The sequence below is a fragment of the Moorena sp. SIO4E2 genome, from assembly GCF_010671945.1.
Taxonomy (GTDB): domain Bacteria; phylum Cyanobacteriota; class Cyanobacteriia; order Cyanobacteriales; family Coleofasciculaceae; genus Moorena; species Moorena producens.
The window spans coordinates 1-12,260 of record NZ_JAAHIE010000193.1 but is presented as its reverse complement, the minus strand read 5'-3'; the positions used below and the strand labels follow the sequence as shown (position 1 = coordinate 12,260).

General features: G+C 42.6%; 9 protein-coding genes. 2 read left to right on the top strand and 7 right to left on the bottom strand.

Annotated elements, in window-relative coordinates; all coding sequences use genetic code 11:
• The 5 genes from F6K37_RS19540 to F6K37_RS19520 all read right to left on the bottom strand — a co-directional run.
• A partial coding sequence (locus F6K37_RS19540; protein ID WP_287251654.1) for a cache domain-containing protein occupies positions 1-1,384 on the bottom strand: 1,384 nt, incomplete at its 3' end.
• A 265-nt stretch (positions 1,385-1,649) separates the two neighbouring features.
• Positions 1,650-4,646, bottom strand: coding sequence for a methyl-accepting chemotaxis protein (locus tag F6K37_RS19535; protein WP_008186491.1), 2,997 nt, complete (start codon positions 4,644-4,646; stop codon positions 1,650-1,652).
• Positions 4,647-4,839: 193 nt separating this feature from the next.
• Positions 4,840-5,385 (bottom strand): chemotaxis protein CheW, encoded by a 546-nt coding sequence (locus F6K37_RS19530; RefSeq protein WP_008186493.1) that lies wholly within the window; start codon positions 5,383-5,385, stop codon positions 4,840-4,842.
• A gap of 29 nt (positions 5,386-5,414) precedes the next feature.
• The gene (locus F6K37_RS19525; protein WP_008186495.1) at positions 5,415-5,780 is read right to left on the bottom strand and encodes a response regulator transcription factor; all 366 of its coding nucleotides are present in this window, start codon (positions 5,778-5,780) and stop codon (positions 5,415-5,417) included.
• A 92-nt stretch (positions 5,781-5,872) separates the two neighbouring features.
• The gene (locus tag F6K37_RS19520) at positions 5,873-7,087 is read right to left on the bottom strand and encodes a response regulator (protein ID WP_008186497.1); all 1,215 of its coding nucleotides are present in this window, start codon (positions 7,085-7,087) and stop codon (positions 5,873-5,875) included.
• 5 nt (positions 7,088-7,092) lie between these two features.
• On the opposite strand from F6K37_RS19520, the gene F6K37_RS19515 reads away from it, so the two are divergent.
• On the top strand, positions 7,093-7,254 hold the full coding sequence (locus F6K37_RS19515) for a hypothetical protein (RefSeq protein ID WP_287251652.1): 162 nt from the start codon (positions 7,093-7,095) through the stop codon (positions 7,252-7,254).
• A gap of 504 nt (positions 7,255-7,758) precedes the next feature.
• The gene (locus F6K37_RS19510; RefSeq protein ID WP_008186500.1) at positions 7,759-9,012 is read left to right on the top strand and encodes an FtsX-like permease family protein; all 1,254 of its coding nucleotides are present in this window, start codon (positions 7,759-7,761) and stop codon (positions 9,010-9,012) included.
• Positions 9,013-9,290: 278 nt separating this feature from the next.
• On the opposite strand, the gene F6K37_RS19505 is transcribed toward F6K37_RS19510, so the two are convergent.
• Both F6K37_RS19505 and F6K37_RS19500 read right to left on the bottom strand, forming a co-directional pair.
• Complete coding sequence (locus F6K37_RS19505; protein ID WP_287251651.1) at positions 9,291-9,422, bottom strand: hypothetical protein; 132 nt, start codon at positions 9,420-9,422, stop codon at positions 9,291-9,293.
• Between the two features lie 333 nt (positions 9,423-9,755).
• The gene (locus F6K37_RS19500) at positions 9,756-11,105 is read right to left on the bottom strand and encodes a helix-turn-helix transcriptional regulator (protein WP_008186501.1); all 1,350 of its coding nucleotides are present in this window, start codon (positions 11,103-11,105) and stop codon (positions 9,756-9,758) included.
• Between the last annotated feature and the right edge of the window lie 1,155 nt (positions 11,106-12,260).

The following is a 12,260-nucleotide window of genomic DNA, read 5'->3' as shown; positions in this document are numbered from 1 at the left end:
TCTCATCGTTAGTGATCAGATTGCTTCGGACTTGGCGTGACCCTTGAGCAAATTGCTCGGCTAAGTTTTGTAGCTGCTGGATAGGTTTAGTAATGGCTCGTCCTAGAAGAATAGCTAGTAATAGATTAGCGGTTAAAGCTAAGATGACTACTACCAACTGTAGGAGTAGCTTGTTGCTGAGCAGGAAGTTGAGTTGAGCTTCTGAGGTTCCCCTTACCAAAAGGGCAACTGGCTTACCACTAAAATTATTTAGCGTCTTGGCAGCGACTGTATAGGTTTGTCTCCCTATATTGATGCGTTTGGTAATCGGATTACCCTGAGCTGTTACCGCTTGATTCAGGAAAGGGGTATCGGGCAAGAAGACGTTCGGTTGAGCTTCTGCTAAATTGGTACTTTCACCCTGATCTAAGGCAGTTACCAAGACGAATTGACCATCGGCTTGACGTAGATATACCGCACTATAACCTCCCCCAAAAGACTTTAGGGTATCCTCGACGATAGGCAGCTTGCCATTGACAATATCCCCAGAAACCAATACTCCCAAAACTGCTCCTGTGTCGGTGGCTCTAATCGGTGTCACGGTGTAGCGAATCAAGAGATTGTTTTGCTGGACAATCCCAGCAGGTAGAAAGGGAGACTCTTTAGCAAGCTCAGACCAGCTGACTAGTTCACTGGTTTTAATTTGCTGAGGATTTTCCAGAACCTGACTGACTAAGTCGTTGGGATCGAAAAACTCCCCAGTTCGATCAGCATTAGCATTGACAATAATTCGCCGATCCTTTCCAACCAACGTGGCATATTCAATCCTACGAGTCTGGATTTCTTGCTGGAGAATATCTTTCACTTGTTTGAACAACCCGGGGGTTAAGGGTTTGCCTTGAGCATGGGTTTGAACCGCTTGAATAATTGCGCTATTGTGAGTTTGTCCCCGAAAGCCAAACCCCATCTGATTAATTTTGATATTATAGATAATATCCATAACCGCCAATTCTGATGTGGCTTGGTTGATTAACTGAGCACGACCTCCTGTAACAATCAAAAAAGCCCCCACACCTGCTAAGCCAACTACGGAGATCACTTCTGACGTCAACAGGGCGAAAAGCTGCTTCCTTTGTATAGGAAGGTTATAAAACCATTGAAAAAATAAAGATGGAAGTTTGTGGGCTGGTGCAACCTTTGACTGGATTAATTGGGGTAGTAGCAGTGATTTACCCAGTTTAGTTTTCCGAGTAAATGTTGACAGAAGCAAAGCTTGGTAGCTGCCATTATCACCATTTTCTGAAAAATTATCAGATAATTTATCTGATAACTTAATATAATTAGTATCAATCTGGTGACCATTGTTATCCTTAAGGGAGTTATTATGAGGAGGGATTTTAGTCATGGAATACGCCCAATTAATTAATTAAAAATAGGTAGTTTATCCTTGTCAAGACGTCCAGGATTTGGACATCGCTGCCACCATTGCCTAACTCGGGGTGACTGAAAAATTTCAGGAGTTACAGCCATATAATTTCCAGTCAATATTGTTGAGATCACAGTTGCTTTGAAAATGGCAATTAAGAATTAAAAATTAAAAATTAAAAATTAAAAATTAAAAATTAAAAATTAAAAATTAAAAATTAAAAATTAAAAATTGACTAAGAACACTAACTCACCTTGAACTTGCCTACACTATCTTGCAGTTGCTCGGCAACTGTAAGCAGTTGTTTAAAAGAGTGGGATACCTGCAACGCTTCTATGGAGGTATGATTAGCGATCGCTGCCACATTAGTCATAGTCTGAGTCACTGAAACGCTTGTTTGAGTTTGCTCAACAGTTACGGTAGCGATCGCTTCGACCAACTCATTAATCTTGACCATTACTTCAGTGATTTGATTCAAACTCTGCCTGGTGTCATCCACCAGTTTTGTGCCTCCTACCACTTGTTCAGTACCAGCTTCCATGGCAGCTACCACCTCATTGGTTTCCATCTGGATTTGTGCCACAATTTTTTCGATTTCTGCCGTTGCTTCTGCTGATTGATGGGCTAAGGCTCGCACTTCATCAGCAACCACCGCAAAGCCTCGACCTTCTTCCCCAGCACGAGCTGCCTCAATAGAAGCATTTAAGGCTAGCAAGTTGGTTTGAGCTGCAAAGTTACTAATCAGGTTAACTACTTTAGAAATCTTTTGGGACGATTCCCCAAGACGTTTGACCTTCTTGGCAGTGCTGCCTACAGTTTCCCGAATCGCCATAAAGCCTTCCACAGTGCGGTTCATAGCAGTATCCCCAGCTTCGACTGTCTGAGCCGCTTGTTTGACTGCAGCTTCAGCTTCAGAGGCTCTGGCAGCCACAGCTTGAGTTGAAGTCGTCATGTCTTGAATTCGTTGTAAGGCTGCAGTAATTTCCTCCGACTGTCGCAAGGCTTCTGTGGATAGTTCTCGAATCGCTGCTTCATCTTGAGTAGTGGTGGTGGTAACTTGCTTGGTTGCCTGTTGCACTTGCACCACAAGTTTGCGCAAGCTTTCAATGGTAGCGTTGTAGGAATCAGCAACAGTTCCCAATTCATCGGCGGTTACACGGGCACGGATCGAGAGGTCTCCTTTACTAACTGGGTCTACTTCCATCAGCAATTCCAGTGCTCGTTTTTGAAGCTGCTCTTTAGCCGTCCGTTGCTCGGCTTCAGCAATTCTTTGCCGTTCCAAGAGGTTGATCCGGTCAAGGGTTACTCCCACTTGGTTAGCTACTTGGGTTAAGAAATCGATTTCTGAGGCTTGCCAGGTCCGAGGTTCACTGCATTGGTGAGCAATTAATAAGCCTAAGAGTTCCCCTTCAACGAGAATCGGGGTAACTAAATTGGCTTTGACCGCAAAGGGTTCTAACTGTTTCAGGTGACACCGGTTCAGACCAGCTTCATAAATATTGGGTGTTGCCTTAACTCGACCTTGGATGTACTTATCCACGTAATTCTTTGCAAAGCAAGGGTCAGCAATTTCCGCACCGAGAGCCTGGGGCCAACCCGCAGCCAGGGATTCAGCAATGACAGTACCTTTCCCATTGGGGTCAAAGCGATAGACAACCACTCGATCCGCATCCAGCCCTTGTCGGCTCCCTCGCACTACCATATCCAGGATCTCTTGGAGGTCAAGGGCTTGAGTTAGCTGAATCGTAATGTCTTTCAGTTGCTTAGCACGCTTAGCCTCAAGGCTTTGGTCTTGTACCAGAAGTTTAATCCGGGCTACTAGTTTATTAAAGGTGTGAGCCAGGGTTTGGGTTTCTGCGGTACCACTCGGTTGAGCAATCGCATCTAAATTACCCGCAGCCACCTCCTTGGCTGTATCAGACAATTGACTTAGAGGAGCAGATAGGCGGCGGGATAAAAGCAGAACAACTACCAGAATCACTGCTCCCAAGGCTAGGGCTATAAAGACAAACGCTAAGATTAACTCATTACCAGCGTTTTGCTGTTCTGATTTGTCCACGGAAGCAACGGATACCCAATCCGTTTGTGGGTTAGTCACAATGGTATAGAACTTATCTTTATAGAGGAAGTAAACAATTTTTACCTGCTTTCCCGTTTTATTCGTATAGGTCGAAAGTCTTGCTTCCTTTAGTGAATACTTAGCTTTGAAGCGATTGAAGTCTTGCTTAGTATTAATAGTTAGCTGGGTCGGTGCCTGGACTAAAAACTTAGCAATTTCCCAAACTGCTTCACCTCCAATGATCTCCTCCTCATCCAGACTACCTTCAGGGGTGAGGGTACTAATTACCATGCCTTGGCTAGTGTCTATCAGCTGCACTTGTTGGGAACCCATCAATCCGATATGTTCTAGATAAGGGAACAGTTGCTCTAATTGATTCATGGGTAGCACAGCTTTAATCACCCCAAGAAATTCTCCTGATTGAGGATCCTTGATTGCCTGAGCTAGATCAAAACCAAAGACATTAGCTGAATCATCAAAGTCTAGTTCACTGACCCAACGCCCTTGACGCTTGGCTTGTTGCCACCAGTCTTCATCCCTTTGCACAAAGTCAGAGGTGAGATTACTATAAGCAATGTTGTACCCATAGCGGTCAGTGACAAATAATTCCCCTAGACCTACATCCTTGACGATTTTCTTTAAGTAACTATTGAGTTGTGGATTGGGTTGGAGGAGCTTTGTGTTTTGAAAACGTAATTCAATCTCGTGAATAGCCAGTTTCTGAAGTTCTTGCTGTTCTGCGGTTTTGCTACCAGCATGAGCTGCCTTGATGACTAAAGGATTACTAGCTAATAAGGTTGGTACGGTAAAGGTATCCTTAATCAGTTGGCTAGCTGCTTCACCAGCAATTAGAGCTTGCTCCTGCTGCTGTAATTTATTTCGCTCTTTGTCATGGTCGTGAACAATTCTGTAACTTACTAGACTAGCCAGAGTCAGAGGAATCAATACCGTTGGCATAATCGTTGTCAACAACTGGCGGCTGAGAGTATTTTTATTCTTCTGATTTTTTTTTTCAGTTTTAACCAGTTCCAGAAGCTGATCTCCTGGGTTGATATCTTGGTCTGGCAAATGGTTTACCTCGGTATCAGTTTCTGTTAACTCTTGAACAACCCGCAATTTAACGTTAGGAATAGTTGACTCAGGCAAGAGTGTCTTAACCAGCGCCTTTTGGGATTTTACCATATCATTATTATTTGTATTGTTGGCATTATTATTATAATGAAAAGTATTCGTTTATTTTTTATAAAACACTTATTTTTTATCCCAGTATTTTTTTTATTACCGTTATAAGTAATTAACGAATCATCATCTATAATTAGTTGTGATGATTGATTATGGAATAATACGTTCAGGTTACCGTCGCTGAATAGTAGGATTAAAACTTGGTATCAAAAATTAGTTTGCCATCAAAAACTACTAGCATTTCACCACCATGTTTCAGCCAATATCCCTGTAAAAACTTTGCCAATTCAGGATTCAGGCTTGATGATGGCAGAGGTTGAATCAAATCGGGATTGCACCATTCAATGTCCTCTACCCGGTTGACGACCAACCCTAGCATTTGGTTGTATTTAATGGACTTAGGATCATGAGACTGGATATGCAACACTAAGGAGGTGTAGTGTGATGTATTTACCGGTTGCTGATGCCAAGGAGTTAGTCCGACAATGTGTCCGAGATCGACCATCCAAAGAACTTCACCCCGCCAGTTGTAAACACCCATCACCCAAGGTGGCATATGGGCAATTGGAATAATTTGACCAACAGCAATGGTCAGCACTTCAGTCAGCTGATTAATTGGCATTAAAGCAGTAGTATCAGGTACCAGATGAAACCGCAGAAACTGCTGTCTAATTTCATTCGCAGCAGTTTCAGTGGCTGATGACGGGGAAGCTAATGCTGGGACAAACTTGGATACCATGATGATCTCTCTTTCTTTATAGCTCAGATTTAGCCCTTGACCAGTTGGTTAATGATTTTTAGGAGTTCTGCGTTATCAACAGGTTTATACAGGTAAGCATCTGCTCCCTGCTTCAACGCCCAAAATTTATCCATTTCAGTATCTTTGGTGGAGCAGATTATCACAGGTATTTGGCTTGTCTTAGCTTCATTTTTAAGGGTTCGACAAATTTCAAAACCACTGCGATCCGGAAGGACAACATCAAGGACAATCAAATCCAGCTGATTACTGCTAATTTTTTCTAGGGCTTCTGAGCCATTATGGGCAGTTAATACATTAAACCCATTTTCCTTGAGATAACCTCTGAAAATTTCTAGATCAGTTAATGAATCTTCAACAATTAATGCGGTAACCATTTTTATCCGATTTAAATAACTCTAAAATTATAATCAAGTAAGCAAGTGTTTAAACATATTTTTTTGTAAACACTTAAATTTCGGCTATCTAGTCAATTATAATTAACTTGTTTAAGATGTTTAATGATAACGCTCAATACTTCTTCAGGATTGATGGGTTTACTCATAAAATCTGAGGAGCCAACCATCTTCGCTCTCACACGGTCGATGATGCCGTCGTTACCGGTCAAAATTACGATCGGAGTATTGCGGAAAAAGGAGAGCCTGCGCAATTGACCGCAAATTTCATAGCCATTAGCATTGGGCATGACCAGATCTAAAAATATCAACTCTGGCTTAGTAGCTAACAAAGTAGCGATCGCCCTAAGTGCATCATTAATAGCCACAAAGCGATAGCCTTCTGAGGTAAGAATTTTTTCCATGCTTTGGCAGATCAGGGGACTATCATCCACACATGCAATCAAAGGTTTCTGCTCAGGTACAATTTTGACCGATGTTTCGTTCGGAGGTAGTGAAACTGGAGCAGGTAAATCCGGAATATCTATCAGTTCCACTAATCCTGATTGCAGGTGAGGCAGAATGGAGAGAGTAACTGCCCTAGCATCCCGTTTCATTAGTATGGCCAAGTCTCGTAGGGTATATTGTCCATTCAACAGCTTGGTCATAGTTTGATAAGCCTGAGGGGATGTTTTAACTCTCAGTTGTTCGGGCTGCCTGATAATTGGTGCCCGATTAGGGCAGCGGTCTGCTACACGAGCACTTTGCCAAGCTTCCCAAAGTTCATCAGCTTCATGGATGACTTGCTCTGCGTCAATCAAGACCAGTGGTTTAAAGAATGATGATAATGATGATGAGGAATCTGGTTTGATTTGATAGGTGATCTGCATGCCTTGGGTAACATCAAAAAGTATTTCTACCATGACAGACTGAATCATTTTGATAGCTTGATCACGGGTAACCTTGTGCAGATCTACCCATAGGCATAGTAAATGATAGTCCCAACAGACATTGACATCTTCCCAATTGGTATTAGCTAGATCCTCTTGCAGTGATGAAAGCTGAGCAGATGTCTGAGGACAGTGAATGAGTAGGTTTCTACGCCACCGTCTCACTGGATGAGTCCCTCCGGTAGCATACATGAGGCGACCCATATAAATGTGAAATATCCATTCTTGTTTACTAGGATCACTAAGAATGAGTTGACCGCTAAACCGAGGCTGCTTCAAAATTTCAAACAACCCAGCTTGTTTGACGGAAGTAAACTCTTTGATTGGAATTAGAGGATAATTTTGTTCTATCGCCATCATTGCCTTTGGTTTACCTGATTGCCGTTGTCAGCAAAACTGATTGTCCTAGTGCTGCCATTACCGGAATAATTTGCGGATTGGGAAGAGGCTTTCTTAACCATAGGCAAGAAAAAACACCGGGAACAGTTAAAGACTTTCACCGAGATGCACAAGTAACCTATGATTGATCAGGTAACTGCTAGCTCAATGCTACAGAATTTTATGAGGTTGATGTATCCGTGAGTTTACACAAATTACACGATATAGACTATGGGGTATTTACCCATTGACCGAAGTTTTTGATTATTTATGACCTTCTATGCCAGAAAACTACTGAAATGTATGACTCTTGCCACTGAGCCATGTTGCCATCTTGGCAGGGATTTACAAAAATTTACTGGTTAGTTAATGTTAGTTAATTAAAAGTCTATGAGTTACACTGGCTTTATGACTTTGACTGTAAGCATTCAGAAGAACGCGCTACACCCATGAAACCCTTGCCCTATTAATTTCTGGAAGCTTTTTAAATCAAGAGAGTATGCCCATGGAATAGTTTTCGTGGCTGGCGCTTGCGATCAGGTCTTCTTCGAACCCAAGGTTGGGAGAAATAACAATGACCAAAAACCCACACCTTACAATTTCTATGCTCTCGCACGTGATATTACTTAAAAGTTCTCTCGGCATGATCTTCTATGGTCTCTATTGCTCGCAAAAACCTCTGGGCAGACATCCCTCGCTTTCTGGTGGCTCAAGCAGGAATTATGTTTGCCGTTAGCCTAGTCACCATCCAAACTGGTATACTCAACGGGTTCACTCGCTCTACAGTTCTTCTGATTGAGGGGTCGGAGGCAGATATATGGGTAAGTTCTGAGCGAATGGTTCAGTTTGAGCTAACCGAGCCACTTTTAAAGAATCAGCTGGATCAAGCCCAACGAGTCAAAGGTGTGGAGCGAGCAGAAGCACTACTCATGGGGTCAGGTCGATGGCGTCCTCTTAAGGGAGATACCAGTCCTGTTACGTTGATTGGATTTGACCTAGGGGGAACACTGTTCCAACCCGGAAAAATCACTCGGGGTAGACTGAAGACCCTTAAGGAGCCTTATACCATTATGGTGGATCAAAGCAGATTACCGACGCTCAATGTGAAAGATATCGGTGATACCGCTACGGTTAATTTCTTGCCTGCTCGATTGGTCGGCTTAACCACAGATAGTCAATCCCTTGTAGCTAGCCCATTCTTATTTACTTCCTTAGAAAATGCCAATACCTATATCAACACCAGCTATACCTCTAAGCTTAACTGCACTGTAGAATCTTCAGATAATTTGCAGTGTACCACTATTTACGAAAAGTCAAAGTCTTTGAATAAGTCTGATGAGTCGGAGATTCCTGAACCTACACCTTTGAGCCTAACAGACCCCATTACCTATATCATGGTAAAGGCTAAACTAGGTCAGGATCTTGAGGAACTCAAGCAGAATTTAGACGCTGCTTTACCCGGGACTCGTGCTTATACGAAGGTTGAGATGGCACGCAAGACCCGAAATTACTGGCAGGTGCGAACAGGTCTTGGTTTTGTATTGGGTCTAGGTGCTGTTGTGGGAGTGATTGTTGGCATGGTAGTTGTCACTCAGATTCTCTACGCCTCGGTTTCTGACCATATCAAAGAGTTTGGTACCCTAAAGGCGATGGGCGCACCGGACCGGTTTATTTATAGTGTTATTGTGGAACAAGCATTGTGGATGGCTGTTCTTGGTTATGTGCCTGGTATGCTCCTTTGCTGGGGGTTGAGTGTATGGGTTAAATCAAAAGGAATTATTCTTTTAATCACACCATTATCTGCCACAGGTGTTTTTGGCATAACTGTGGTAATGTGTGTAACTTCGGGTTTGTTCGCTATCCAAAAGGTGACTCGTATTGATCCAGCTATTGTATTTAAAGCATAGAAACCTTTTTGAGTCAATCCCTTCGCGACCATTCAAAATTATCAATTCAAAATTCAAAAATACCCCCCGAATTCATTCGTGGGGGTAGAACATCGGGAGCAGGTCAAAGAAGCCGAACAAATGAACTACTTGACAAAAAAACAAAAATTATGTTAATAAGCCGGTATTAGTTGCAGAACAGATCAACTATGTACCATATGAGCAAGCAATTACCCATGAGGGGGCTATAGTAATGGTAAAAATATTCGGCATTTCTGACATGCTCCCCCTATTACCTATTACCCATTACCTATTACCCATTCCCCATTCCCCATTCCCCATTCCCCATTCCCCATTCCCCATTCCCCAGATAAGCGTACTAATGTTGCTGCATAAGTGACATGCTCCCTCGAACATCGCTTCGCTGCCATTCAAAATTATCAATTCAAAATTCAAAAATACCCCATAAATTAATTAAGGTGCTGGTATTAGGTGTCAACAATTCAAAATTAGAAAGCTATTCATTTTGAATTTTGAATTTGGCATCTTTAATTCAAAAATGGTCAGATCATTTCTAGTTTAATACTTATCAGTACTTATCATTATTTGTTGTTAATTGTAAATTGTTAATTGACCCTTGACCATTAACAATTTAAAACTAACTACTTACCTGAATACGAATTGATTAACTGGACTCGATATCACCCAGTTCTAAAATTGAACTATTAATAGTTTAAAAAATTTAGTAAACTGGGATATTATGACTATTCTCGCTCAGCAATTAATTGGTTAGTCACTTCCATGACTGCAGGAGGCAAGGTGAACCCACCTTCAGATTTCTCCACTAGGGATCGCTGTCTCAAGGAGGCCAGAGCCCTGAGTAATTCCTGAGGCGATATCTCCAGTAATTCATCCTGTAATTGAGTTAGGATTACAGGTTCTTTGTGACTAGCCATGGTATATATAATTTTATGTTCCAAATCTGATAACCGATCTAAGATTTCTTCGATAAAGTCACTAACGTCATGGGTAAATAGGGTAGTTGCCAAAAAATCGGTCACACTGCCATCAAAAACTTCTTTGATGGTTATGGCAACAAGTTTTAACATCAAGGGATTCCCACGATACCCCTTAATTAAATAGTCCCAGTTTTTCTGCCCAGACAATCCTTTTTCCTGCAAAATATATTGCGCGGCTTCCCCTAAACCTTCAAGTTTTAAGGAACGCACAGGTGAAGTCTCTCCTTCAAGTAACGAAATTTCGCTGAGTTTCTCCTGACTGGTAATCAACAAACAGCTTTGATGGGGTTCTTCTCCCCAGCGTCTGATCAATTCACCATAGCCTTCATACCCTTCTCGGTAGATGCCGGCAAGTGTACCAATCTGTAGAATAGATTCGGCACCGTTGAGGACTATCAAACAACGGTGTTGGCGGCAGTACTCAATTAGTTGGGAGATAAGCTCCTTGGTAGTTTGAGAACTAGGGACTGGGTTTAACCCTCCTGCTGTTTCATATCCTACAGTTTCTAGGGGCCCAGATAAAGATTGGAGCAGTGCTGCTAGGATATCCTCTAACCGTGGTGCCTGACGTAAGGAACGCCATACCACATACTTGAACTGATCCTGAATTTGTTTAGCCAGCTTCACTGACAAGGTAGTTTTACCAATCCCTGCCATACCCTGTAGTGCCACCAAGCGGCAACGATCTTTAACAATCCATGTTTCTAACTGGCGTAGTTCTTCAGTGCGACCATAGAAAACAGAAACATCTGGTGCCTCACCCCAATCCATGTGCTTGGGGTTTGAGGATTGGACAGTAGAGATAGGGGTATAGCTTCTGCAGTTAGAGGAGATATCCTGGGTTTCTAGATGAGTCTGATAGCGATTGACCAGCAGCTGTTGCAGTTTGGTTAGCTTTACAGGCCCTGTACCCGATATAGGAAACTTTTTGTAGACCTCGCTGAGTCTTTTGCGCACTGCATGTTCACTAATGTTGAGGATGTTTGCGATCGCGTTTGTCGATTGACCCTCCATCGCCAAAGCCACAACCTCCAGCTCGGCTTTAGATACACCGTGTTCATTTGCGATCGCTTTTAGAAAGTCATAGGGAATCACAGTTGCACGCTCATACTCATAGAAACCTGATAGTCCATTTTAAATCCTCTTTCTGAGAACTGCTTGCCATTTTGGTCATTGATATGAGTCTTACCTCCCAGTTGTGTCCCGATCAATTCAAACCCAACTCTGGCAGAAAGACTTTGTCAAACCCCTATGGTTGATGCATTTGCTGCCGGTTCGTGTTTCTTAAATCCATCACAGATGTAAGTCTGTTGGTCAGACCCTCCTCAAAAACTATGGCTAGGGATATCAACGAGGAGGGGTAACTTCAGTCATCATAGGAAGAACCTGAGTTCGACCTAACCCTGAAAGCCTTAATCTATCCTAGTCTCTGAAAGCCTGTATCCCTGCGCGTGATTTTTTCTGGAGTGTACCCTGATCTCGAACTCACGTGAACAGGGGACTCACAACCGACCTAGAATCGCTTGCTGTGTACTACCAGTTCTAGTTCCCGTTAAATACTCACTCTGCTAAAATTCATTGTTATGAGTTAAACATAACAATGAATTTTAACCTGAGTTCAACGTAACGCTGAAAGCCTTAATCTACCCTAGTTGCCCAAAGCTTATATCCCTGACTCTTTCGTGGAGCGATCGCTGATATCGAACTCAGGTTGAGCAGGTTTTTTGTTGCCCTTCACCACTGACTAATGACTGTGGACTTGATCTGAGTAAACAGATCTGTGATCAGCCAATGTTCTGGGCACAATTGACCCTGGCAAACCTTATAGCTGAAGTTCCCCCATACAGGTGTACTATCAATCCCTCAAAGCTTACTGTGCTTGAATTTTGACATGCCGAACACTAGTACTACTGGGTACAAATCGAGGGTACGCCTGATGGGCGCGGGGATTAAGGCTGATCTATTTGTTTTTTTTGTTTTTTCATTTTAGAGCGTACCCTGATCAAAAACCAGGGTTGACATGGGTACGGATATCTGCGCTGCGGGGGCACTAAGTTTTGCTAAAATGAATAGCAAAAGCGTACACCCAGCCACAATCGAAGTCGCTGTAATTTAATCATAGCAATAGGTTCAGGCATTTTTTCCCACTGGTCTGTACCCAGTAGTACTATTGTTCCACAGCACTATAAGCTAGAATTGACAGCACTTTTGGGCGTCTTTAGTACATTTGTACGGGGTAACTTCAGTTAT

Coding starts and splice junctions, on each gene's coding strand:
- F6K37_RS19535 (WP_008186491.1), bottom strand. CDS start 4,646: ATGGTAAAATCCCAAAAGGCGCTGGTTAAGACACTCTTGCCTGAGTCA.
- F6K37_RS19520 (WP_008186497.1), bottom strand. CDS start 7,087: ATGATGGCGATAGAACAAAATTATCCTCTAATTCCAATCAAAGAGTTT.
- F6K37_RS19505 (WP_287251651.1), bottom strand. CDS start 9,422: ATGGCAGCGAAGCGATGTTCGAGGGAGCATGTCACTTATGCAGCAACA.
- F6K37_RS19530 (WP_008186493.1), bottom strand. CDS start 5,385: ATGGTATCCAAGTTTGTCCCAGCATTAGCTTCCCCGTCATCAGCCACT.
- F6K37_RS19525 (WP_008186495.1), bottom strand. CDS start 5,780: ATGGTTACCGCATTAATTGTTGAAGATTCATTAACTGATCTAGAAATT.
- F6K37_RS19510 (WP_008186500.1), top strand. CDS start 7,759: ATGGTCTCTATTGCTCGCAAAAACCTCTGGGCAGACATCCCTCGCTTT.